Origin of the sequence: Nocardia sp. NPDC050175 (assembly GCF_044459885.1) — a bacterium.
GTDB lineage: Bacteria > Actinomycetota > Actinomycetes > Mycobacteriales > Mycobacteriaceae > Nocardia.
On the sequence record NZ_JBITJI010000003.1, the window covers coordinates 177,424 to 201,639 of the forward strand.

The following is a 24,216-nucleotide window of genomic DNA, read 5'->3' on the forward strand; positions in this document are numbered from 1 at the left end:
GCGTTGCCGCGTTGCCGCGTTGCCGCGTTGCCGCGTTGCCGCGTTGCCGCGTTGCCGCGTTGCCGCGTTGCCGCGTTGCCGCGTTGCCGCGTTGCCATCGTGGGTATGTGAACGACGACAGGTGACGTCAGCGCCGCGTTGCCGCCGCGATGAATAGCGGTACTGCTAAGAGGAGTCGGCCCGACCGGGCGCGCGCGGTCTGTTCGGCCACCCAGACTTCGGCGCGATCCTCGTCCAGGTTTGTGCTGGCGACTGCAGCTGCGGCCAAGCCGGTCAGCATCGGGAGCATCAGGTCGTCGGTGCAGATCGGCGTACGCGCTTCGACGGTGACGTCTTGGAAACCGCTGGCCAGCAACAGGTTCCGATAGGCCCGCGCGGAGCGAGGGCTGGTGATTGTGTCGGCGCGGGCGTGCACCACGGTGCGGGTGGTTTCCGGGTCGCCGGAGTCGATGATGATGGCATCCCAGTCCTGGCCGAGGAGGACGATGCGCCCGCCCGGCGCGAGCACCCGTCGAGCCTCGGCCAATGCCACTGCCGGGTCAGCGATTTCGTGGAAGACCTTGTCGGCACGGTAGCCGGACACCGATTCATCCGGCAGCGGAAGGGCTTCCGCTGTACCGAGGCGAAAGTCCAGTGTGGGCCAGCGAGTTCGCGCGACATCGATCATCTGCTCGCTCGGATCGATCCCGATCGGAACAGCACCTCGCCCGGCCAGTTCGGCGACGGCGCGGCCGGACCCGCAACCGACATCCACCACTCTGGCGGCGGGGTCCAGCAGGTCGTAGGAATGGGCGCGGAGTTCGGCGGCGCCCGGCGCGGCATCAACGGCGTCGAGGCGCTCGATCAGAGTGGACATGGCGACCATCGTGCGACTTAATGTCGACATGAAGTCAAGCCACGGGGCGAACAGCATCGGGGCGGTGGCCGCCCGATTCGGCCTGGCGACGCATGTCCTGCGACACTGGGAATCCGTGGGCCTGTTGACCCCGCAACGAGATTCGGCGGGTCGGCGGACCTACCGCGACGACGACATCTTCCGTGTCGCAGTGATCCTGCGCGCCAAGGAAGCCGGGTTCACCCTCGATGACATCCACACCATGCTCACCACCCCCGACCGCTCGACAGTGCTCAGCAGGCAGCGAAACGAATTGCGGGCGCGCATCGCCACCGCACAAGCCTCGCTGGACATGATCGAACACGCCATGGCCTGCGAACACACAGACTTCACCACCTGCCCACACTTCCGAGCGGCGGTGTCCGAGCGCCTGCTCCGGTCGAGCGCCTAGCCCGCGGCCCGGCGCCGTTGCGAGGCACGGACTTTGACCCGATTGCCGCACACGTTCATCGAGCACCAGGTGCGACCGTGGTTGCGGGACTGATCGTAGAAGGCCCAGCGGCAGCTCGGTTCCCGGCAGGCTTTGAGGCGCGGCCAGGTGCCGGCGGCGACGGCGGTCGCGACGTCGGCGAGCAGGATGGACAGTGCGTAATCGACGGGCTGGCGGGTCTGTGGGGCCAAGCGCGGTAGGCCGCCGGTCACGTCGAGGTGCAGGGGGAGCGCGGCGGTCAGCGTCGCGAGTTCTGTTCGCGCCGTGGGGTCGAGGCCGTCCGGGCGCGGGCTGGTGACGGGTTCGGCATTGTTCTCGGCGAGCAGCGCACGCAGCCCTTCACGCAGCCAGACGGCGCGCTCGCGGTCATCGCCGTTGGCCTGCGCGCAGACCGGGAGCAGGTCGTGCGTGTGCAGCCAGCTCGTCAACTGCTCGGACGTGCCGAGGCCGTCGCTGTCCGCACCACGCGTGTTGACGAAGTCCACGATGCGCTGCAATACCGCGGGCCCACCCGCGACGATTTCACCTGCCACGCCACCATCTTAACTATCTATTGACGATGGGTGGTTAGCTAACTATCGTTCAGCTCACGGTAGTTATCAAGGACCGGAAACCCACGCAAGGAGTCCCCTGATGGCATCGGTCAAGAAAGAGCTCATCATCGAGGTCCCCGCCGAGGACATCTGGGCGATCATCCGCGATTTCGCGGCGGGCCCGGTCCGGATGGCACCCGGTTACGCGATCGACAGCAAGCTCGTCGACCCGGACACTCGCGTGGTCGACTTCGCCGACGGCACGACACTGCGCGAACGGCTCGTCACGATCGACGACGACGAACAGCGCTTCGTCTACTCGATCATCGGCGGCAGCGTGACACCGGAGCACAACAACGCGACCATGCAGGTCTTCCCGCACGGCGACGGGCACAGCCGCTTCGTCTGGATCCACGACGTACTACCCGCCGAACTCGCGCAGGCTTTCGAGTCCGGGATGGACGAGGGACTGCGCACCTTCAAACAGGCGCAGGAAAGCGTGACGTCTTGAGCTACTCGGCGGGCTTCGGCGTCAGCGCCACGGTCAGCTGCGGCACGGCCAGCTCACGCTGCCAGGGCCTGGCACCGCCCGACTTCAGGAAGCCGTCGATGGCGGCGGCCAGGTCGTCGGGGGAGTCGGGGACACGGTCGTAATCCGGCAGTCCGTCCCAGCACAGGCGGCGGACCAGGTCGGGTGAGAGCAGGTTCTCGACCGGGATCGAATGCTCGGTGGACAGCTCACCCATCGCCGTGCGCGCGCGAGTCAACCGGGCCGCGGCGGCCGGGTCGCGGCGCTCCCAGCGGTTCACCGGGGGCGGGCCGTCGAACGGCTGGGTCAGCGGGGGTAGGTCGTTGTCCGGCATGGTGCGGCCGCGATCGACGGCCGCCAGCCACTCCCGGGAGTACCGACGCTGGCGGGGCCCGCCGTAAACCGGCAATGCGCGCAATTGCGCGATCGTCTTCGGGTCGGCGGTGACGGCCGCGATGATCGCGGCGTCCGGCAGGATGCGCGCGGGCGCGACATCGCGGGCGCGCGCCAGGGTGTCGCGGGTGGTCCAGAGTTCGCGGACCACGGCCAACTGCCTGGTCCGGCGCAGATTGTGGATGCCAGAGGTGCGCCGCCACCGGTCGGCCTTCGGCGCGGGCGGCTCGGTGGTCCGGACGTGCTCGAATTCCTGTGCCGCCCAATCGGTTTTGCCTTGCGACTCGAGGTCCTCGGCGACCGCGTCGCGCAACTCCAGCAGCAGTTCGACATCCAGCGCCGCGTAATTGAGCCATTCGTCGGGCAGCGGCCTGGTCGACCAATCGGCCGCGCCGTGCCCCTTGCGTAGAGCGTGGCCGAGCAGGTTCTCCACCATCGCGGCCAAGCCGACGCGCTCGAAACCGGCCAGCCTGCCGCCCAATTCGGTATCGAACAGACGCTGCGGGCGCAGACCGAGCTCGGCCAGACCCGGCAGATCCTGGTCCGCCGAATGCAATACCCATTCCAGCTCGTTGATCGCGTCGGCCAGCGGTGCGAGCGCGTCGGCGACCGGAATCGGATCGATGAGGAAGGTGCCCGCACCCTTGCGGCGGAGCTGAATCAGGTAGGCGCGCGCCGAATATCGGAAACCAGAGGCACGTTCGGCATCGACGGCGAGCGGGCCGGTGCCCGCGGCGAGACGAGCGGCGGCCGCAGCGATTTCAGCGGCGGTGTCCAGTACCGGAGGCACGCCTTCCACGGGCGCGAGCAAAGGTGGCGCGCCGGTGGGTTCGGATTCGTCGGGTACGGACATGTTGTTGAACTTTACGTGCAGTGCCGCAGCGGTCGTCGTCCTATCGGGCTTCCGTGTGTCGGGAAGGCGAACAACAGCGGAATCGATGGATGCTTTCCTTGGTGACAACGTCGCGTCGGCCGCTGGTCTTCCCGTGCCGCCGGGTCTACCGCTGATCGTTCGACAGGTCGGGTCGCATCTGCAACTCGGTGATACCGGCCGGTGGGAGACCGGCCGCGTAGGCGAGTACCTCGCAGAAACCTTCCACGTGCGGGCGCATGTCGTTGGTGATCGCGGTCCACGAGGCGCGCAGCTCGAGCTGATGGGCGCGCGGCGGGCCCGCGATATCGCCGTAGCGCACCGAACTGGTCGAGGTCACAGTCCCGCCCAATGCGGTGAACGGTTCCGAGCGCGACTCCAGCGCGTCGACCAGCCAGCTCCACGCCACCTCCGGCAGCAGCGGATCGTTGGCCAGCGCGGCATCGATGTCGGCCTGGATGTAGGCGACCAGCCGCAGCGTGCCATGCCAGGCCTCGTCACCGTCCGGGTCGTGCAGCAGGATCAGCCTGCCGAACGCGTCGCCTTCCGAATCGACCGGCACGACACCGGTTTCCGGGTGTTTTACCTCAGCACCGAGTGCGTAAGAGTAAGGAGCCAGACGTTGCGGCGGCCGGATCGGCGCCAGCTCGATCCGAGGGTGCACGGTAGCGGTGCCCATCGCATCGACCGCGGCGCGAAATTGAGCTGGCTCGCCATGGGGTCCCTCGGTCGCTGCGGCGCCGTCGCGGAAGTCGAGCGGTGTCACGAAGGGGACGGTAGACCTTGTGCACCCGGCACAGTCGGAGGCGCGCCGCTGTATTGCTGCGGCGTCCGCGGGCCATTCCGTGCTTCCGCGCGTTGCGCGCTTCGGCGTGTCGCGTTTGCGGGAGGTGTCCACCGGCATGCGCTCGGCCCGATCGCGGACCTTTACGATGGGGATCGATGAGCACTCATACTCGCCGCCGTCTGACCGATGCCCCGTTCCTGGCCGCCGCCACCGGGGCGACGCCGAGCAGGCGTCCGGTGTGGTTCATGCGGCAAGCCGGACGGTCGTTGCCCGAATACCGCGAGCTGCGCAAGGGCGTCGGCATGCTGGAATCCTGCTTCGATCCCGAGCTGGTGTGCGAGATCACCATGCAGCCGATCCGGAGGCACGGGGTGGACGCGGCGATCCTGTTCTCCGACATCGTCGTTCCGCTGAAGGCCGCCGGGATCGACCTCGATATCGTGCCCGGCGTCGGGCCGGTCGTCGCGTCGCCGGTGCGCACCGTCGACGATGTGCGCGCGCTGCCGCGGCTGCGGCCGGAGGAAGTGGGTGCGGTCGCGGATGGGGTGCGGCTGCTGGTCGACGCGCTCGGCGAGACGCCGCTGATCGGGTTCGCGGGTGCGCCGTTCACACTCGCGTCGTACCTGGTCGAGGGCGGGCCGAGCAAGAACCACGAGCGCACCAAGGCGATGATGTACGCCGACCCGCAGACCTGGCACGCGCTGCTCGGTGCGCTCACCGACATCACCATCGCGTTCCTGCAGGCCCAACTCGAGGCCGGCGTCGACGCGGTGCAGTTGTTCGACTCCTGGGCGGGTGCGCTCTCCCTCGCCGACTATCGGCGCTTCGTGCTGCCGCACTCCGAACGTGTCTTCGCCGAGGTCGCCGACGCGGGTGTGCCGCGGATTCACTTCGGTGTCGGCACCGGCGAACTGCTCGGCGTGATGGGAGAGGCGGGCGCCGATGTGGTCGGCGTCGACTGGCGGGTACCGCTCACCGACGCCGTGCGTCGGGTCGGACCCGGAAAAGCGTTGCAGGGCAACCTCGATCCGGCGGTGCTCTTCGCGGGCTCGGCCGCGGTCGAAACCGAAGCGCGGCGTATTGCCGCCGAGGCGGATGAGGCGATCACGTTGGGTGCCAAGGGGCACATCTTCAACCTCGGTCATGGTGTGCTGCCCGATACCGATCCCGGGGTGCTCACGGCGTTGGTCGAGTTGGTGCACGAGCTGTAGTGCTCGCGGAGATCGTCGCGCGCGTGGCTGCCAGCGAGCCCCGGCTCGGTTCGACCAGATTGATCGCGATCGACGGCCCGGGCGGAGCCGGAAAGTCAACGCTCGCCGCACAACTCGCGCGCGAGTTCAACGCACCTGTGGTGCCGACCGACAGCTTCGCCTCATGGGACAACACCTTGAATTGGTGGCCGCGCCTGGAAAGCCAAGTGCTCGAACCGCTCGGCCGCGACGCACTCACCCGATACCAGCGCTACGACTGGGATCGACGAGCGCTCGCCGAATGGCACGAGATCGCCCCAGGCGGCGTGGTCGTGCTCGAGGGTGTCTCCTCGTCCCGCGCCGCTGTCCGCCCTCGTCTGTCGCTTTCGATGTGGGTCGACGCCCCACGGCCCCTGCGCTTAGCCCGCGGCCTCGAACGCGACGGCTCCTCCGCCCTATCTCTCTGGGAACAGTGGATGGCCGACGAAGACGACCACTTCGCAGCCGACAACACCTGTGCCCACGCAGACATCATCGTGAACGGCACCGCATAACTCTGACTGCCGGCCCCGCGCCCGAGCTCGGGCGCGGTCGTCCACGACTGCACGCGATGCGTCTCACTTCACGAAAACTGGACAGATGATCATGAGGAACCCGAGTCGGCTGATGCCAGCACCAGTTCCCGATGATCTTGAACGTGACCGGTGTCGGTGATCATGAACGTTCGGCGGGGAGTGGACCGGCCGCGGGTGGGGTAGGGGTGGGGGATACCGTCGACGGCATGAGGATCGCGGTGGTCGGTGGTGGGATCAGCGGGCTGGTTGCTGCGTATCGGTTGCGGGTGTTGCTAGGGGGCGACGCTGACATCGTGGTACTCGATCGGGCCGAGCGAGTGGGAGGGATTCTCTATACCGGTGAAGTTGCCGGGGAGCCTTTGGATTTGGGGGCGGAGGCGTTTGTCGGGCGGCGCCCCGAGGTGCCGGAGTTGCTGCGAGAGGTGGGGCTGGAGACGCAGCTGGTGACGCCCGCTGGGTTGCGGCCGCTGGTGTGGTCGGGTGGGGTGGGGCATGCGTTGCCTGCTCGGACGTTGATGGGGATACCGGCGGATGCCGAGTCGATGCGAGGGCTGGTCGACGCGGAGACGGTCGAGCGGATTGCGGGGGAGTCGCGGCGGCCGTTGGCTTGGGAGCCTGGCGCGGATGTCGATGTGTATCGCTTGGTCGCCGAACGGTTCGGGGTGCAGGTTGCCGAGCGGAGTGTGGATCCGTTGCTCGGTGGGGTGTACGCGGGGAGTTCCCGTTCGATTGGGGTGCGTGCGTCGCTGCCCACCTTGGCTGCTGCGTTGGACGATGGTGCGCCCAGCCTTACCCATGCGGTGTCGGTCGCGCTGCCGCCGCCGTCGGACGCCCCGGTATTCGGTGGTCTTCGTGACGGATATCAGGTGTTGCTGGAGGCGTTGGCGGCGCGCTCGGGTGCGAAGTTCGTCACCGCGACACCGGCGACGCGGCTTGCTCGTGGGATGCGCGGCTGGGTCGTCGACCCGATCGGCGCGGTCGATGCGGTGGTACTTGCCACGCCCGCACCCGTGACCGCCCGCCTGCTCGGCACGGTCGCACCGAACGTCGCCGCGCCGCTGTCCGGTATCGAGTTGTCTTCGTCGGTCGTTGTCGCGCTTGCCCTGCCACGCGACACCGCGCTCCCACAGAATTCTGGCATCCTGGTCGCCACCGGTGAACCGTTGCGTGCCAAGGCCTTCACGTTGTCCAGCCGCAAATGGACCCACCTCGCCGAACGCGAAACCGCCTTGGTCCGAGCATCGTTCGGCAAGTTCGGCGACGACTCCACCCTGTCCTGGTCCGACGCCGACCTGATCACCGCCGCCGCAGAAGACTTGGCGACCGTCACCGGCGTCGCCATCGAGCCGACCTCCGCCGTCGTCCAACGTTGGCGCGGCGGCCTGGCCCAGTACGCCCCCGGCCACACCGACCGCATCGCCGCCATCGAATCAGCAGTTGCCCCGCTCGACGGCTTGGCCCTCGCAGGCGCTTACCTCCACGGCGTCGGCGTCCCAGCCTGCGTCGCCTCCGGCAACGCCGCCGCCCACCACATCGCCGCTGCCGCAACCTGATTCGCTCGCGCTATTGCAGGCGCGCCCTTCCGCAGTCGTCAACGGGGCCGACGCCGCCCGACGACGCCGTCGTCTGTCGAATCCGTCGCATCCCCGGTGGATGAGCGCGTGGTGCACACCACCCACACCGCGAAACGTTCATGTTCCCCCGAGTGGCACGATAGGTGGCATGGCGCGACTCGATTATCAGGAACTCAACTCGACTATTCGCTACCTGATGTTCTCCGTGTTCCAGGTGCAGCCGGGGGTGCTCGGTGATGAACGGGCGGCGGCGATCAAGGAGGCACGGGCGTTCTTCGAGGGGCTCGCGGATCGTGACGTGGTGGTTCGCGGTGTGTACGACGTGGCAGGGATGCGCGCCGATGCCGACTTCATGATCTGGACGCACGCCGAGCGCATCGAGGACCTGCAGTCCGCCTACGCGGACTTCCGTCGCACCACCGAGTTGGGTCGCGCGAGCGATCCGGTGTGGAGCAACGCGGCACTACATCGGCCCGCCGAGTTCAACAAGAGCCACCTTCCGGCTTTCTTGACCGGTGAAGAGCCGGGCAATTACATCTGCGTGTACCCGTTCGTCCGCTCCTACGAGTGGTACCTGCTGCCCGACGAGGAGCGTCGCAAGATGCTCGCCGACCACGGCAAGGCCGCCCGCGGCTACCCGGACGTGCGCGCCAACACGGTCAGCTCGTTCGCCCTCGGCGACTACGAGTGGATCCTCGCCTTCGAGGCCCCCGAACTGCACCGCATCGTCGACCTCATGCGCGACCTGCGCGCCACCGAGGCCCGCCTGCACGTCCGCGAAGAGGTCCCCTTCTTCACCGGGCCCCGGGTCGAGCTCGACAAGCTCATCAACGCCCTACCCTGAGCGCGGTGTCCTAGCTGGTAGAAACCTCTGCAGGGAGCAGGCGCAGGGAGATGGAAGTAGCGCTCGAACATCTGGGTCGATTTCAGTCCCAGGGTGGTCGGTGAATCCGGGCCGTTGCTGCGTGTCGACCCGCTGAGAACGCGGACGAATATTGAGTGTCCAGCGATGGATTGGCAATGAGCGTCAACTCTGGGGGCAAGCGTGCCCGTGGCGCGTCTCGCGAGTGGTCGAGCAGGCCGATTCAGCAACTCGCCGATGGCCTTCGGATGGTGCCAGTCGTCGGCCTCGGTCACCGCCTTGATCAGATCTGACGCTGGGCCGACTCCGGCGTGGATTCGCATGGCTGGTCCTTTCGGGGTGGTGCCGGGATGCCGGTGCCGTCCGGGGCGGATGTCGGTCCGCCCCGGACGGGAATGTCGATGGGTCAGGCGGCGGAGGCGGTGGAGATGAGATCGGCGATGGGGTGCGGGTGGCTGAGCGGGGAGGCGTGGCCGGCGTCGAGGTCGATGGTGATGGCGTCCATGCGCTCGGCCATGTTGCGTTGTCCGTCGGTGGGGATCATCTGGTCGCGGGTGGAGATGGCGAAGTAGCTGGGCAGCGTCTTCCAGGCCGGGGGCCCGGCGGGTTCGAGCATCGCGGCCAGCGCGAGCGGGCGTTGGGTGGCGGCGAGGACGGCCGCGGTCTCCGGGTCGGTGTCGGGGGCGAAGGCATCGCGGTAGTGGGCCGCGACGATGCTGAGTTCGATGTGCGGCGGGCCGTGCAGCGGTGCCGGGCCGGGCAGCGGTCGGGCCTGGGAGATCTGCTGGGCGCGGCCGCCGAACTTCTCGTCGAGCTGGCCGGCCGATTCGCCCTCGTCAGGGGCGAAGGCGGCGATGTAGACCAGCGCGCTGACCTGATCGACCCCGGTCGCCGCCTCGGTGATGACCGCGCCGCCGTAGGAGTGGCCGACCAGGGTGATCGGGCCGGGGATGGTGGCCAGGACGGCGCGCAGGTATTCGGCGTCGTGGTGCAGGCCGCGCAGCGGATTGGCGACGGCGACCACGGGATGACCGCGCTGGATGAGCACACCCGCGATGGTGTTCCAGGTGCTGGTGGCGTCGGCGAACGCGCCGTGGACCAGGACGACGGTGGACCTGTTCATGATGTTGACTCCTCGAACTGAATTGGGTTGTGGTGGTGTGGATCTGGTTGATGAGGGCGGGGCGTGGATCGTCGGTCAGTGGTGACGGTGTTCGCGGCGCAGCGCCCGTTCGGCGCGGTGCTGCTCGTGCCGCTGGTGGCGCTCGGATCGCTCGTCCTGGCGGGTCCGGAGCTGGTCCGGGCCGGTGATGAGCAGTCGGCCCCAGGTGACCTGGCCGGTGATCTTCAGCAGGGGCAGGCCGGGTTCGGCAGCGCCGCCCACGGTGACGTCGACGCCGGCGCCGTTGGCGGTCAACGCGCTGGTGTCGACACCCCATCCGTCGGGGACGACGAGGGTGATCCGTCCGGCTTGGCAGTTGACGTGCACGTCGACCTCGGCGTGCGGGCAGTCGGCTGCGGTGAAGTCCAGTAACACCGAGCCCATCGTCGAGGTCGCGTCGATCTGCGCGGGGACCTGCCAGCGGCCGGTCTTGGACACCGAGCCAAGCGCGCTGGTCAGGGCCAATGGTGTGGTCATGATGGTTCTCCTTGTGGCAGTGATGAATTCGAGTAATGAAGAAGGTCAGGCGGGTTGCCAGGAACGTTCGTGCGCGCTGACCCGCCCCCGGCCGGTGCGGTCGTAGAAGGCGGTGGCGCCGAGTCCAAAGGCGAGGCTGAATACCAGCCACAGCGAGACGGCGACCACCGCGCCGGTCAGGTGGAACGAGCTGGTCGGGAAGATCAGGTCACGGGCGGCGTCGGTGATGTGGCGCATCGGCAGCACGTCACCGAGCCAGCGGAACACCGCGGGTTGCAGTTCCGGCGGATAGGCCCCGCCCGAGGAGGGGACCCCGAACACCACAAGCACCACAGTCGCCACCAGCGCGCCGGGCGCGCCGATCACGGCCAGCAGCGCCAGCGGAACCACCCCGGCGGTGAACACCGCAAGCACGGAGAACAACCACAGCCCGAGCGGATGCGCGGCGGGCATCCCCAGCCCGAGGACCGCGAGTGCCTCGATCACCGTGGCCGCGATCACCGCGCACCCGGCCAGCACCCCGATCTTGACCAGCAGGGTGTGCACACGGTCGATCGGTAGCGGCGCCCGGGTCGAGCGCCGATGCAGGAACTCGCGCGGTGCGAAGCCCAACGCGCCGTCCACGCCGGAATGCAGCAGCTGGGCGAGCAGGAACCCGGTCAGGATCAACACCAGCGCGTAGTAGAACGCCGCCATCCCACCCGCGCTGTGCGTCGGCACCGAGGTCGCGGGGGTCACTACGACCTTCACCGGGTCGCTCAGCAGTCCCGGTGCGGAAGCGAGACCGGCCGGCGTCAGCCCAGCGCCCAGTTGCTGGGACAGCCGGCTCAATACGGCCGCGGCCACCCCGACGGCGGTGCCGCTGGCGGCCGGTCCGGCCAGCGGGTTGCTCAGCACCGTGACGGGTACCGGGGCGGCGTTCGCACCCGGCGTGGTCAACGCGGTGACCCGGGCGGTGAACTCCGGCGGGATCACCACCGCGGCGTAAGCCTCGTTCCGGGCCAGCAGCTCGCGTGCCGCGGCCTCGGTGTCGGCGCGGATCCAGCGCGCGGTGTGCTGCGCCGATCCGCTGAACACCTGCTCGTCGAGCTGCGCGCCGTCGCGTTGGGCGCCGACCCCGGTGTCGGCGTCGACCCAGGCGATCGGCACCCGCTGCGCCGGGGTGTCGGTATCGAGTACACCGCCCAGGTAACCCATGGTCAGCACCACGGCGATCACGACGCCATACACGGTGAACACCCAAATTTTCGGACTGCGTAACAACGCGGTCGCTCGCATAACCACCGAACTCCTTCCTGAGTTTCCCGACCCGGTTCGAACCGATCCGGTGAAGGTGAGGCCAACTCTGGCCAACCGGGATAAACGGTGGTTTCGGCGCTTCGGGCAGTCCGGCGTCACGGATATTTATCTGGCGTTTATCCGGGTTTGGGTGGCATTTATCTGGGGTTGGGGACCGCGAACGTATGCTGCGACCAGGATGATCACGTTCCAGGTGCTGGGCTCGGTCCAGGTGTGCGATGGCGAGACCAGCATCGAGCTCGGTGGTTCCCGGCATCGCGAGGTTTTGGCTCGACTGCTGCTGTCCCGCGGGCAAGCGGTGTCAGTGGAGCGGCTGGTGGACGACCTCTGGGGTGAGCAACCGCCGCGGCACGCGATCGCGACCGTGCGCACCCTCGTGTTCCATCTGCGCCAGGCCCTCGAACCCGGCCGGTTGCCGAGGACGCCAGCGAAAGTCCTGGTCACCGCCGCATCGGGCTACGTGCTGCGGGCCGAGTCGAACTCCGTCGACGCCGGGCGATTCGAAGCGTTCGCCGACGAGGCCACCGACCTGCTGGCCCGGGATCAGGCGGCGGACGCGCTGACCCAGTTCCGGCACGGCCTGCGACTGTGGCGGGGTCAGCCCTACGCTGAGTTCAGCGACACCGAATGGGCGCGCGCCGAAATCTCCCGGCTGACCGAACTCCAGCAGGTCGCGTTCGAGGGCAAGGCCACCGCCTTGCTCGAACTCGGTCGTCCCGCCGAGGCCCTGCCCGACCTGAGCACGTATGTGGCCGAGCACCCGCTGCGGGAGGAGGGCTGGCGACTGCTGGCGTTGGCGCTCTATCGATCCGGTCGCCAGGACGACGCGCTGGCCACGTTGCAGCGGGTCCGGACCGTGTTGCGCGAGGAGATCGGGCTCGATCCCGGCCCGCGGTTGCGGCAGCTCGAAGCCGACATCCTGAGTCAGTCGCCCCATCTCACCCCGCGGCAGAGCATGGTCGGCCTGCACGCCTCGAACGAACCCGCCGAGGCCGACCGATCGGTGGACGAGCCGTTGGTCGGCCGGTCCGTCGAGGTGGACCGGCTGTCCCGGCTGGCGGCCGCAGCCGGTGCGGGGCGCCGGCAACTGGTTCTGGTGGAGGGCCCGGCGGGCATCGGCAAAACCACCCTGGTCGAACATCTGGTGACCCGGTTGCGGGTCGATGGTTGGGCGATCGGCCTCGCCCGCTGTCCGGAGCTGGCCGGCGCGCCCGGCGGCTGGCCGTGGCGGGAGATCCTCGACCAGCTCGGCGCCCAGCATCCGCTCACTCCGGAACTGGCCGGATTGTTGGGCGAGGCTACTCCCGAAGCCCCGACGAGTGTGGACAACGCGACCGCAAACTTGTTCCGGTTCTGCCGCGCGCTGACCGAACACCTCGAATGCGTGGTGAATCGCGGGCCGCTGCTGCTCGTGGTGGAGGATCTGCACTTCGCCGATGCCGACACGTTGACCCCGTTGGCCGAGGTGGTCCGCCGGCTCGTCGAGCGTCCGCTGCTGGTGATCGGCACGCTGCGCCCTGGACCGCGACCCGAGCCGCTGGCGGACGCGCTGGGTCGGCTGGCCGCCCACCAGCCGGAACGATTCGAACTCGGTGGCCTGGCCGCCGGCGCCGTCGCCGCGCTGGTGCGGGTCACCGCCGCGCTCGAGGCGGACGAGGATCTCGCCGCCCGCATCACCCACCGCACCGGGGGCAATCCGTTCCTGGTGCGGGAGGTGGCCCGGCTACTCGCGACAGACGGACCGCAGGCAGCCGTGTCCCAGGTGCCCGGCGGGGTGCTGGATGTCCTCGGTCTGCGGCTGGCCGGGTTGCCGGAACCGGTGCGCATCCTGTTACGCAAGGCCGCAGTGCTCGGCGACCACGTCGATCTCGAACTGCTCGCCGCGCTCGGCGGGGACCGTGGCACGGGTGCCGAACCCGACTACGAGGCGGTGGTGGAGGGCACCGAGGTGGGACTGGGCGCGGGGATCCTCGACGACGGTGCGGTGGACGGCACCGTGCGCTTCACCCATGCCCTGATGCACGAGGCCGTCTACGCCGGCATCTCGACCCCGCGCCGGGTGCTGTGGCACCGGCAGGCAGCGGCCGCGCTGGAACGCTTGCAGCCCAACAACTTTGCCGCACTTGCCCGCCATCACCTGCACGCCCCGACTGCGGAATCCGCCGCGTCCGCGGTTCGCTACGCGCGGGCGGCAGCCGATCAGGCCGCCGCCCGATTCGCCTATACCGAGGCCGAACGCCTGCGCAACGCCGCCGTGACCCTGGTGGACCGATTCGGTGCCACGACCCACGAACGGCTGACCTTGATCGCGGAATTGATTGAGGCGCACGCCTATTTGGGCCACCGGGAGGCGATGCGGGAGTTGCAGGCCGAGGCGGTGGAACCGCTGGGGGCACTGGGTGATCCCGCGCTGACCGCCCGGATCATGGTGTCCGCCGACCCGGCCAACCCGCTGCTGGCCGAGCGGCGGGTCAATCCGCAGAATCGTGCGCACCTACAGCGGGTGGTCGAATTCCTGGAGCAGAACCTGCGCGCGTTACCCGAGGGCGACAGCGACTTACGCGCACTGTTGCTGACGAAACTCGCAGGCAAGTGCTATGGCGACCCGTCCGACCGTGGCAGGCAGGCCGCCGCGGCGGCGATGGCGATCGCCGAGCGCATCGAACTCTCCCCGGAAACCCGCGTCGAGGTGCTGATCGCGGCCCACACCCAGGCCTTCTGCGTGCCCGGCAAACTCGACGAGCGCGCCGCAGTGGCCGCCGAACTCGTCGAACTCGCCAGGGAACATCATCTCGTCGCGTCCGAACGGCTCGGCCTGCTGTGGCAGATCTACACCGCCGAGCGAGGCGGTGACCTGGCCGAAGTGGAATCGACGATCGCCGAGCTGGCCAGACATTCGGGGCGCTACGACCATCCGCCCAGCGCGGCCCGGGTGCTCTGGCATCGGGCGATGCTGCTCGAGCTGGCCGGCGCACCCGAGACCGAGGTGAGCGCTGCCTACCGGACCGGCGCGGTGAGCTTGGAGAAGGCCGGTGTTCAGCGCGCGGACAAGCTGATGGTGACCATCGATTGGTGCCGGGCCTATCGAGCGGGCCGGGCCGCGGAATTCCTGCCGGAGTTGGTCCGGGATTACCCCACCTGGCCTGCCTCGGCGCCGCGATTCGCGCTCACCCTGGCCCTGGCCGGAGAGCACGACCGCGCCCGGCACCTGTTGCGTACGGCGCCACCGCCTCCGCTGGACGCCACCTACGAACTCGACGTTGCCCTCAACGGGCTGGCCGCGGTGCACGTCGGTGAACGCGACGTAGCCGCCGACGCTTATCGAACCCTGCTCCCGGTGGCGCGTGAGATCATCGGCCCCGGCGCCTGCGTGTTCCTACCGGCCCAGCAGGTGCTCGACGAACTCGCCGCATTCCTCGACCACTCGCCCCCGAGCAATTCCATCACTGAGGGTGACCGGCAAACCGTGGGATGGGAGCGAGATTGCGACCGAGCCCCGGTGTTCTAGCTGGTGGAACCCTCCGCAGGCTGCAGGCGCAACGAGATGGAGTTGATGCAGTAGCGCTCGAACGTCTACAGGCTCTGGGGCGAGTATGTGGAGCTCTTTCGCTGGTGAAGACGTGTTTTTTCGGTTGGTCGAGCGGTGACTGAATCACGGGGCGTCCGAGCAGATCACGTAAGATCAGCCTGAATTCGTTCGCGAAAACATTCGCGACGATCGTGCAGCCTTCGGCGTGTCGGTGTGCGACGCGCCGGAGGGGTTCGCGGCATAGCAATCTGCTGGCAAATAGTTGTGCGGTCGGACATGTGCGCGGAAGCGGCATATTCATCGCGGGACGCCCCACGCAGGTAGGACCAAAGCTGTGCGATTTGGACAAGACCCTCAAGGTACGCCGATGCGGCAAGCGGGTCGATCTCAGTCCCAGGGTGGTCGGTGGATCCGGGCCGTTGCTGCGTGTCGACACGCTGAGAACGCGAACGAATATTGAGTGTCCAGCGATGGATGGCAATGAGCGGTCAACTCTGGGGCAAGCGTGCCCGTGGCGCATCTCGCGAGTGGCCGAGCAGGCCGACTCAGCAACTCGCCTATGGCCGGTCGGTTGGTGCCAGTCGTCGGCCTCAGCCAACGCCTTGATCAGATCTGACTCTGGACCGACTCGTACGGGTTACCCTGCTCGGCAAGAGGGGTCAGGTCCAAGAATTTCACATACCGTTGTCGGACAAGGTGACTAGTTGGGGAGGGCGTGCATGACTGAATCCCAAGGGTTGATCGAAAGTGTCGCTAAGTGGTTGCGAAGCCAGGGATATCCCCTGGAAATGCGCACAGCACGCGAGTTTCAGTCGAGGGATATCTGGGCGGTGCTGGGCTACTACTACGTGGATGTCGAAACAGGCCAGCAGCGTGAGACCGATGTACTGGTCAGGGCGCATCGAGATGGTGAAGATTCGCGTGGTGTGTCTGTAGCGTTGACAATTGAATGCAAGTCGGCACGCGATAAGCCTTGGATTCTATTCACTGGCGAAACGAATCGTCAGTCTACGAGGGCGATTCGGCGGTCTCTCCGGTTCGTTGCCCCGGACAGTGCATTGCACCTTCTTAGTGAGGGTCTTGATCCCGAAGATGATGTACCGCTTCTGGATGGCTACGAACCTTTTGGATACGCGCTCGTGCGTGCACATGGCGGCGGGAATGAGGATGTTGCCTTCGGTGCGATGATGTCGGCTGTGAAAGCCGCGGCGGGTGCTCGTCGAGAAATTGAGTCATTCGGTTTCGTCTTCCCCACGGTAGTGCTACCGATTGTGTTGATAGACGCGCCGCTCCTGCAGTGCCGCTTAGACGAGGACGGGGAGCCCCAGCTTTCTATGATCGAGCGGGGGACGGTTTCGTGGAACTATCGCATAAAAACAAGCACAATTCCGATGGGGACTGACATCACCGTGGTGACATCAGGGGCTGTTCCAGGGCTCGCTGATGACCTGATTACCACGACTGAGAGTCTCTTGGCTGCCGCATCAAGAGGAAGCCGTGAGTAAAGATCTTGAGTAGAAGCGGGCCGACCTCGGGGTGGGAGCGGATCCCTGGCGAATCACTCACTGTCACTACTGGTCTGCTTCGCAGATCGCGTAGGTGACGATCGTGGCTGTGTTGTTCACCCCTGATCCTTGCCATTGCGTCCCATTCGCGCAGGAGCGGGCTATTGGGATCGGGTTTGCGTCGTCGCGGCGGTGTCGGGGCGGAATTCCTGCCGGAGTTGGACCGGGAATACCCCACCTGGCCGGCCTCGGTGCCTGCGTGTTCTTAGCGGCGCAGCAGGTGCTCGACGAACTCGGCGCATTCCTCGACCGCTCGCCTCCGTGCAATTCCACACCCACGGGTGACCAGCAAGCCGTGGGATGAGAGCGAGATTGCGATTGCCCCGGAACCGGTGAAGGCTCGTGACGTGATGAAAGCCCGTGTTATCGAACTACGGGGGCCTTGAAAAGGGTGCGCCATCAGGGACTTCGACCCATTTTTCCCACCTACAGCCTGACTGTAGGTGTTCATGTGCAGCAGGTTAGCCCTCTGTGCGGTTGCGGGTCAAGAGCGGTAATTAGACCACATCGGCGACCAATATTTTACCTGGGTTCTCATTATTTTCTTCGGTGTCGTTGGACTCGAAAAGTAGAGGCTCGGTCCGGATTTACTTGGTTCACATTTGGTTCAGAGAATGACTCGGGACATTGTTGATGGCTGTGAGCGCTTCATCGCCAGACAGTGCGATCTTCTCGACCTAGAGCCAGTTCTACTCGATCTCTGCCCATGAGAATTGGACTCCAGGATTGCATGGAGCGAGGGTACGAGGATGACGCGGTCGCTTAGATGTCTGAGGTGGGTGTCGCGCGGTGCCTTCACGGGCATAAGCGCGGGATCGTGAAGACAGACTCAGCAAAGGCTGAACCCGGTACAGTCTGCCATCGGATGCACTACTAGCGAATCTTGTTGGCACTCCCAGCGTCCCGCTCTGCGCAGGTCCGCAACCCGCAGATTGCTTCGAACATCCGCATCTGGGTGGTAGTGCGGGTTGTGCCGCTCGAGGGACGTCACGGGCGGCATACCGCTGATTGTGAGTCGCCGCCGATCTGCCGAAACTGTCCTCGCGGTAATAGCACTCCGTACAGCGAGATGTCCAGTCGGCAGAGGTATCCGTTCGCGTAGCCACCTTCGGAGTTGAACCCGAGTGAGTACTGCACCCGCCGGGCCTGGCAGTAGTCAATGAACTCGTGGGTGCCGCCACCAGCGTCGGTGCGCACCAGCACCTTTCGGCCGATCCGCCACGACACTTGCCCCGGCAGCTGCTGCAACGCATCGGCGAGGACCGTTTTGTGGTCCGCGGCGGTGTTCCCGGCGCGCAGCGCGATCGCGGCGGGTTCACCGGTGCCGTCGCGACCGTGGTCGATGAACGCGCACAACGGGTGGAACCCGACCCCCTTTTTTGTGGGTCGGGGCGGCGTTCTCCTTCTCGGAGTGAGCATCGAGCAGCGTGGCGTCCAGATCGATGATCAATGGATTCGCGGCATCGATCCCGTGATCGGGGGCATGCTCACCGGCGCGTTTCCATGCTGCGGCCCGCGCGTCAGCGCGAGCTTTCGCGATGGCAGACAACGCTTTCGGCGCATCCGCTGCCAAAGTAGTGATCAGCCGCGACACCGTCGGATCCGAAGCAACGAGACCGAATATTCCCGGCTGGGTGCGTGGCAGCGACACATCAGCGGCAAAGTCACCACCGGCCGCGACGGCGATCGCCAAGTCCAGCACGATCTTGCCCGGATTGTGCGTCGACAGCGGTTTCCGCCACGGCGCCAACGCTTCCGACAAGCCTTTGACCAGGCCGATCTTCTCCGCGGTCCGCACCAGCAGCAGCGTCCCCGCCTGCGCGACCAAACCCGACCCGTCCCCGTCCGCGGCAAGCCGCGGGTACCACGTTAGAATCTCTCACCAGAAAGGTGTCCTTCACCTCGCGTAATTCAACTTTAGACAAGTCGAATTATCGCAGGTCAGGGCACCTTTCGCCATTTGAGGCAGACGAAAACTCAATCGCTATGAATGGCGCAGGCTAGAGGTGGGTGGGCGATCTGAACGAGTTGACTCATCGTTTGGCGCTGCCGAGCGCGTGATCGTGTTGCACAGCGATGGCATGGGAAATGTGGGTCGCGGGCAGCGTCAGCGGGAGGGCGGCCGGATGGGCAGGGCCCATGAGTAGCCGGGCGAGAGATGGGCGCCCGCTGCGGAGCGGATGCACGGGTCACCGCGGGCAGGTCGATGTGATGGGGGTGCCGGCGAACAGGTCGTCGATCCAGCGCAGCCACTGACCGGACACGTTGCCCGGGACGCCGTTGCCGCCCGGGAAGACAATGTCGCTGACTGGGACGCCGTGGCCGCCCGGGACGACCAGGTCGTGGACCGGGGTACCGAGGGCACACATCTTGGCGATCGCTTCGGTGGACCACGCGGTGTTCGCCAGGACGTCGGCATCGCCGCGGAGGATGTAGGTGGGCAGGGTGGTGGCTGACTTCGGCAAGTTGTTGCGGGATTCGAAGTCGGAGAAAGGTTGTGCGGCCGCGTCGTCGGCGAAACGAGCAGCATCGGGAGTGGCCGCCGTGCCGACGGCGACGTCGGCGGGGGTCGTGTCGTTGGTGCACTGCTTCTCCAGACGCGGTGCGGCGGCGAGCAGATCACCGTGCAGGACCCGGTCGTCGCCGTAGCCAGGGTTGTGGTACCGCACGGCCGCCATCAGATACGGCAGCATCAGGTATTGATCGGGGGCGTTGAGCGTACCGGCGCGGATACCGTCGGTGAATCGGAGTTCCAGCGCCGGGGACAACAGTACGACTCCACGGATGTTCAGTTCCGGCGCATAGGATTTCGTGGTTTCGGCGGCTGATTCCGCGGCGCGCCCGCCCTGGGAGCCGCCGACGATCACGGTGTCCTGGGCCAGCGGCTGGCCGGTGGCGCGTGCGGCGCGCACCGCGTTCAGCACGTCGTAGCCCGAGGATAGGGAGTCTATATACGGCGCGTTGCCCGGGCCGTCGAGACCCTGATAGTTGGTCATCACCACGGCGCGATGCCCGGCCAGTATCTGTGCCACCGCGGGACCGGAGTCGAGCATGGCGGGCAAACTGGTGGGCGCACACGCGTTGGCGACGCCGGTGGTGGCGTGTGCGAAGGCGATCAGCGGCCAGCCCCCGGCAGGGGCGTCACCGTTGGGCAGGAATACTGCACCCGACACCTCGATCGGTTTTCCGGCCGGGGAGGTCGATTGGTAGCGGATGTAGGTGGCCGAGGAGACGGCCGAGGACAGCTGGGGGTCGAGATTGCCCAAGGAACGCTTGGATATCAGCGTTCCGGGTGATTGCACCTTCGGCTCGGCCGTGTCGGTGGATGTGCCGCACGCTGCCACGACTATGGCTGCCAGTATCGGGAAAACAATTCGTGCTCGCATGTGACTCCTTCGGGTCGGATTCGATAACGGTCACCCTTGATTCGCTACAACTTATGTATTGGCCTCGATCTTTCTCGCGCTCAGCTCACAGGAGGTGACTAAACCGGCCCGATTTTCTTGCCGGGCTTCATGGTTGAGTCATCACCGGCTGGGATGGCTTTCCCACATTCAGGGGCCAACGACTCGATTGCCGTCAATAGTGCAGGCTGGACAGACTGACGTTCGACGAGACGAAGCACCTCGCTGTTGTGGACAAGGCCCGCCGTCGGCTCGCCCCGGATCAGGGCGAGCACTTGTACGGCGAGGTTGCGTGCCGGGATCGACAGATCCATCGAAACGGTAGACAGGGCCGGGACGACGAGGTTCGCGGCGGGGAGGTCGTCCACGCCGATGACGGCCAGGTCGTCGGGCACGGTGATGCCTTCGGTACGACACACGCCGAGAATGGCGATGGCGACGAGGTCGTTGAACGCTGCGACGGCGGTGATCGGAGCGTCGGACGCCCGCCAGGCCAGCACCGCGTCTCGTGCGATGGCGGGTGAGTAATCGACGACGGCCACGGCAGGCTCGGTCAATCCAAGCTCACGGCAGGCTTGTCGGGCCCCGGCGATGCGCGGCCGGCAGAACGGAGTCTCGCGCGGGTCGGCGATCGCGGCGAACCCGATGACGCGGTGGCCGCGCGACGCCAAGTGTTGGACCTGCAGATATCCGATCTCCCGCTGGTCCAGGCCCTCGAGCTGGGCACCGTCCGGTTGTAGGACGTCGTCGAGTACGGGGACGTCCGCGGACCGCAGTGCCTCGGCGTCGATATCCGACAGCGCGGCAAAGGATATGACCGCGGCCGGATCGATGTGCTTCCACACCGTGGACAGATCGCCGCCCGCGACGTTGGCCATCTCCAGGAAGACGCAGGTGTATCCGTCTCGGCCCATGGCCGCACTGAGTTGACGCTTCATGACTTCGAAGGCCTCACTCACCGGGAGGTCTGGCACCAGACACACCACCACCTCGCTCCGCCCCGCACGTAACGCCCGAGCTGCGGCTGATGGCACGTACCCGAGACGTCGGGCCATGTCGACCACATGCTGGCGAGTCTCATCGGAAATACCGTGCTCGTCGCGGCCGTTGAGCACGAAGCTCACTGTCGTCTGTGACACCCCGGCTGCGCGGGCGACGTCCTTGCTGGTGACTCGCGGCAACACGACTCCCGTCGAAAAGGTTGCTGTCGGCCTATTGCGTTGGTCACAATCGGCCGTTACTGTCCTACCAGGTACCTAATACGTATTAGTGAGCCTATCACAAGGTCGAGGACCACCTCATCGGTGGAGCGTGACGACGTTTATCGACCACGTCCCCGCGCTGCCACCTGTACTCCGTGGCGGTGGCTCCAGATATGACACGACCGAGGTGCCCGTGACCGAGTCCATGCCGCCTGACACCGCCGCTGCGGCGGCTACCGCCCCAATCGCCGATCCGGCGAACATGATCACGGCAGCGGATGCCGCCACCACCAGGCCAGTCGCTACCGGCAGCCACAACGTCGCGCTCGGGCGCCTGCTCACCATGGTGTTTCCGGCGACGACGGCGATGTACGCGCTGTTCAATGGTGTCTCGTCGGTGGTTCTCCCGGCGCAGGTCGAGGCGATGGACCCGGCCTCGAAGGTGGGCAATCTCGCCCTCGTCACAACGATCGCCGCGATCGCGTCGATGATCGCTATCCCCACCGGTGGCTCGGTCTCCGACCGGACTCGATCGCGCTTCGGGCGTCGTGCGCCGTGGATTGCCTTGTCCGCCATTGTCTCCGGCGTTCTTGCCGGGTGCATGGGGCTGGCTTCGAACCTGGTCGGACTGCTCGTTGCCGCTTTCGCGCTGTGGTTCGCGTTGAACTTCTACCAGGGCGCGATCACGGCGATGCTGCCCGACCGGGTACCCGTCGAACGCCGAGGGCTGGCCTCTGCTGTCATCGGGCTGGGGACTCCGGTCGGCATCGTCGTCGGGGTCAACCTGGCCAGCCGGGTGAGCCAGTTCGCGGCCTACGCCGTCTTCGGTGTCGCGGTGGTCGCGACCACGACCGTGTTCCTCCTCGGCGCACGGGAGCCGTCCTCACTCGAGATGGCGTCTGTCTCGAAGCAGCGGCGCAGCCTCTCCGAAGCACTCCGATACTTCCTTGCGGCCTTCGGCCACCGTGACTTCCGCCTGGCCTTCTTCAGCCGATTCGGGCTCTTTGCGGCCTATTTCACCGTCAACGGCTATCTGTACTACATACTGCAGGACTACATCGGGACGGCGAACATTCCCGGCGGAGACGCCGCGGCCGCCGTCAGTACTTTGCTGACCGTGACGATCATCGCGTGGATCGTTGTGGCGAGTATTGTCGGCTCACTGGCCGACCGCTTCGACCGTCGCAAGCTCTTCGTCGGCATCAGCGCGCTCGGCCTGGCGGCGTCGATGACCATCCCCGTCATCAGCCCGACCTGGACCGGGATGTTGATCTTTTCCGGGTCCATCGGGGCCGCGATCGGCACCTATGTCGCCATCGATCTCGCCGTAATGTCTCTGGTGCTGCCGCACGCTGACAGCGCGGGCCGCGATCTGGGGATCCTGCAAGTCGCCACCGGCCTTCCGCAGTTGCTGTCGGCCGCGGTCGCCAGCGCGATCATCACTTGGCTCGGTGGATACGTCACCCTCTATGCCTTCGGTGCCGTGTGCGCCGTTGTCTCCGGCATCCTCATGCTGCGCATCCGCAGCGTCCGCTGACGCAGCAACGTTCCCTACAACCAGGAGATCTGTCCGTGCCTACTGTGACGACGCCCCGTGGCGTCTCGATCCATTACGACGAGTTCGGCGAGCCCCACCATCCGGTGATGGTGCTGATCCAGGGGCACGGTGCCCATATGCTCGGTTGGCGTGCGGAATTCTGCCGGGCACTGGCCGAGGGCGGGTACCGCGTCGTGCGCTTCGACAACCGTGATGTCGGTCTGTCGCAGAAGTTCCCCGAGGGCGGGTACGACCTGTCCCAGATGGCCGACGATGCGGTCGGTCTGCTGCAGGCGCTCGGCACCGGAGCGGTCCATGTCGTCGGGCAGTCGATGGGCGGCATGATTGCCCAGCACCTGGCCGTGGACCACCCCGACTGGGTGCTCTCCCTTGCTCTCGTCTACACCGCGCCGAGCATCGACTACGCCGTCGGTATCGACATCATCCGAGAACGGCTTACCGCGTCGAGAAACCCGACCCGCGAAGACGCAGCCACGCTGTACGTGGAAAACGAGAAGCCCTGCGCTTCGACGGTTTATCCGCAGGACACCGTCTGGCTGCTCGAGCTCGGGCGGCAGATGTATGACCGCTGCTACCACCCGGCCGGGATCGACCGCCAGACGGCAGCATTCGAGAACTCGGCCGACCGCAGTGAGCTGCTGTCGACGATCACGGTGCCGACCACGATCATCCACGGTACGGCCGACCAGCTCGTCGACCCAGCCGGATCCAGAGCGCTGCACGCCCTCATCGAGCACTCCACCCTCTCGGTCTTCCCCGGCATGGGCCACGAGATCCCCAAGCCGCTCTGGGAAAAGATCATCGCCCAGATATGCGACAACGCCGACAACGCTGTGTTCACCGACCATGAGATCCCCGGTGGCCCGGCAACGATCACCGGGACGGCCACGACATGAACGACAACGGATTATTGAGCAGGCTCGTCGGACGTGCCGTCGACGCCATGCTGGGCCTGCCGTACGCGGCGACCACGGTGAAGGTGCGACGCGATATCGAAGTTCCCATGCCGGACGGGGTGTCTCTGCTCGGCGACCTCTATCGTCCCGTCGACGCGTCGGACCCTATGCCGGTCGTGCTCATTCGCCTGCCCTACGGCCGGGACCGGTTGAACGGACTGTTGTTCGGGGAGGCCACTTCCGCCCCTTCACCGCCGAACAATACGACGGTCTGACCACCCTCGCCTGGCTGCGGCAGCAGCCTTGGTGCGACGGCCGGGTGGCGATGACCGGAGGCAGTTACTTCGGCCATACCCAGTGGGCCATCGCGCCCTACGCCGAGCCCCACCCGCTCGCCAACCGCGACGGTGATTGGACGCAGTCAACCTAGAGTCGCTTCAGATAACGAGATCACTTGAAACATCTCGGAATGGGTTGCGCCAGTA

The 24,216-nt window shown here is 66.6% G+C and carries 21 protein-coding genes and 1 pseudogene; 12 read left to right on the forward strand and 10 right to left on the reverse strand.

Features of this window, described 5'->3' with window-relative positions:
• Nucleotides 1-127: 127 nt before the first annotated feature.
• Entirely contained in the window at nt 128-856 is a 729-nt protein-coding gene (locus ACIBK2_RS11755; protein ID WP_396966233.1) for a methyltransferase domain-containing protein, read from the reverse strand.
• A 28-nt stretch (nt 857-884) separates the two neighbouring features.
• Between ACIBK2_RS11755 and ACIBK2_RS11760 the strand changes: the two genes are divergently transcribed.
• Entirely contained in the window at nt 885-1,286 is a 402-nt protein-coding gene (locus ACIBK2_RS11760) for a MerR family transcriptional regulator (RefSeq protein ID WP_396966235.1), read from the forward strand.
• Here the strand turns inward: ACIBK2_RS11760 and ACIBK2_RS11765 are convergent.
• Complete coding sequence (locus ACIBK2_RS11765) at nt 1,283-1,858, reverse strand: CGNR zinc finger domain-containing protein (protein ID WP_396966237.1); 576 nt, start codon at nt 1,856-1,858, stop codon at nt 1,283-1,285. The genes ACIBK2_RS11760 and ACIBK2_RS11765 overlap by 4 nt on opposite strands.
• A gap of 100 nt (nt 1,859-1,958) precedes the next feature.
• Between ACIBK2_RS11765 and ACIBK2_RS11770 the strand changes: the two genes are divergently transcribed.
• Nucleotides 1,959-2,369: an SRPBCC family protein gene (locus ACIBK2_RS11770; RefSeq protein ID WP_396966239.1), complete on the forward strand. Its 411-nt coding sequence runs from the start codon at nt 1,959-1,961 to the stop codon at nt 2,367-2,369.
• Nucleotide 2,370: 1 nt separating this feature from the next.
• On the opposite strand, the gene ACIBK2_RS11775 is transcribed toward ACIBK2_RS11770, so the two are convergent.
• Nucleotides 2,371-3,633, reverse strand: coding sequence for an HRDC domain-containing protein (locus ACIBK2_RS11775; RefSeq protein WP_396966241.1), 1,263 nt, complete (start codon nt 3,631-3,633; stop codon nt 2,371-2,373).
• A 145-nt stretch (nt 3,634-3,778) separates the two neighbouring features.
• Nucleotides 3,779-4,417, reverse strand: coding sequence for a DUF3000 domain-containing protein (locus tag ACIBK2_RS11780; protein ID WP_357379032.1), 639 nt, complete (start codon nt 4,415-4,417; stop codon nt 3,779-3,781).
• A gap of 176 nt (nt 4,418-4,593) precedes the next feature.
• Here ACIBK2_RS11780 and hemE point away from each other — a divergent pair, with 176 nt between their 5' ends.
• From hemE to hemQ, 4 genes are all read left to right on the forward strand, one after another.
• On the forward strand, nt 4,594-5,649 hold the full coding sequence (gene hemE, locus ACIBK2_RS11785; RefSeq protein ID WP_396966244.1) for a uroporphyrinogen decarboxylase: 1,056 nt from the start codon (nt 4,594-4,596) through the stop codon (nt 5,647-5,649).
• A gap of 23 nt (nt 5,650-5,672) precedes the next feature.
• Nucleotides 5,673-6,182 carry a uridine kinase gene (locus ACIBK2_RS11790; protein ID WP_396966246.1) on the forward strand — a complete coding sequence of 170 codons (510 nt, stop codon included), beginning with the start codon at nt 5,673-5,675 and terminating at the stop codon, nt 6,180-6,182.
• Between the two features lie 227 nt (nt 6,183-6,409).
• Complete coding sequence (locus ACIBK2_RS11795) at nt 6,410-7,756, forward strand: protoporphyrinogen oxidase (RefSeq protein WP_396966248.1); 1,347 nt, start codon at nt 6,410-6,412, stop codon at nt 7,754-7,756.
• A gap of 169 nt (nt 7,757-7,925) precedes the next feature.
• Nucleotides 7,926-8,621, forward strand: coding sequence for a hydrogen peroxide-dependent heme synthase (gene hemQ / locus ACIBK2_RS11800; RefSeq protein WP_396966250.1), 696 nt, complete (start codon nt 7,926-7,928; stop codon nt 8,619-8,621).
• Between the two features lie 424 nt (nt 8,622-9,045).
• Here the strand turns inward: hemQ and ACIBK2_RS11805 are convergent, their stop codons facing one another.
• The 3 genes from ACIBK2_RS11805 to ACIBK2_RS11815 form a co-directional block, all read right to left on the reverse strand.
• Nucleotides 9,046-9,762 (reverse strand): alpha/beta fold hydrolase, encoded by a 717-nt coding sequence (locus ACIBK2_RS11805; protein WP_396966252.1) that lies wholly within the window; start codon nt 9,760-9,762, stop codon nt 9,046-9,048.
• 75 nt (nt 9,763-9,837) lie between these two features.
• A complete protein-coding gene (locus tag ACIBK2_RS11810) occupies nt 9,838-10,278 on the reverse strand; it encodes a hypothetical protein (protein WP_396966254.1) in 441 nt (146 codons plus the stop codon).
• A gap of 45 nt (nt 10,279-10,323) precedes the next feature.
• Nucleotides 10,324-11,556 (reverse strand): YhgE/Pip domain-containing protein, encoded by a 1,233-nt coding sequence (locus ACIBK2_RS11815; RefSeq protein ID WP_396967201.1) that lies wholly within the window; start codon nt 11,554-11,556, stop codon nt 10,324-10,326.
• 199 nt (nt 11,557-11,755) lie between these two features.
• On the opposite strand from ACIBK2_RS11815, the gene ACIBK2_RS11820 reads away from it, so the two are divergent.
• On the forward strand, nt 11,756-15,085 hold the full coding sequence (locus ACIBK2_RS11820; RefSeq protein ID WP_396966256.1) for a BTAD domain-containing putative transcriptional regulator: 3,330 nt from the start codon (nt 11,756-11,758) through the stop codon (nt 15,083-15,085).
• A gap of 740 nt (nt 15,086-15,825) precedes the next feature.
• A complete protein-coding gene (locus tag ACIBK2_RS11825) occupies nt 15,826-16,611 on the forward strand; it encodes a hypothetical protein (protein WP_396966258.1) in 786 nt (261 codons plus the stop codon).
• Nucleotides 16,612-17,787: 1,176 nt separating this feature from the next.
• Here the strand turns inward: ACIBK2_RS11825 and ACIBK2_RS11830 are convergent.
• From ACIBK2_RS11830 to ACIBK2_RS11840, 3 genes and pseudogenes are all read right to left on the reverse strand, one after another.
• A pseudogene (locus ACIBK2_RS11830) lies at nt 17,788-18,547 on the reverse strand (transposase); the annotation flags it as partial.
• A gap of 313 nt (nt 18,548-18,860) precedes the next feature.
• A complete protein-coding gene (locus ACIBK2_RS11835) occupies nt 18,861-20,057 on the reverse strand; it encodes a lipase family protein (RefSeq protein WP_396966260.1) in 1,197 nt (398 codons plus the stop codon).
• A gap of 98 nt (nt 20,058-20,155) precedes the next feature.
• Nucleotides 20,156-21,256 carry a LacI family DNA-binding transcriptional regulator gene (locus ACIBK2_RS11840; protein WP_396966262.1) on the reverse strand — a complete coding sequence of 367 codons (1,101 nt, stop codon included), beginning with the start codon at nt 21,254-21,256 and terminating at the stop codon, nt 20,156-20,158.
• 214 nt (nt 21,257-21,470) lie between these two features.
• On the opposite strand from ACIBK2_RS11840, the gene ACIBK2_RS11845 reads away from it, so the two are divergent.
• Genes ACIBK2_RS11845 through ACIBK2_RS11860 form a run of 4 tightly spaced genes read left to right on the forward strand, consistent with a single transcriptional unit; the run spans nt 21,471 to nt 24,161 of the window.
• The gene (locus ACIBK2_RS11845) at nt 21,471-22,814 is read left to right on the forward strand and encodes an MFS transporter (RefSeq protein ID WP_396966264.1); all 1,344 of its coding nucleotides are present in this window, start codon (nt 21,471-21,473) and stop codon (nt 22,812-22,814) included.
• Nucleotides 22,815-22,849: 35 nt separating this feature from the next.
• Nucleotides 22,850-23,731 (forward strand): alpha/beta fold hydrolase, encoded by an 882-nt coding sequence (locus ACIBK2_RS11850; RefSeq protein ID WP_396966266.1) that lies wholly within the window; start codon nt 22,850-22,852, stop codon nt 23,729-23,731.
• A complete protein-coding gene (locus ACIBK2_RS11855; protein ID WP_396967255.1) occupies nt 23,728-24,006 on the forward strand; it encodes a hypothetical protein in 279 nt (92 codons plus the stop codon). The genes ACIBK2_RS11850 and ACIBK2_RS11855 overlap by 4 nt, the downstream gene beginning before the upstream one ends.
• Nucleotides 24,007-24,020: 14 nt before the next feature.
• Entirely contained in the window at nt 24,021-24,161 is a 141-nt protein-coding gene (locus ACIBK2_RS11860; RefSeq protein WP_396967203.1) for a CocE/NonD family hydrolase, read from the forward strand.
• Nucleotides 24,162-24,216: the final 55 nt, after the last annotated feature.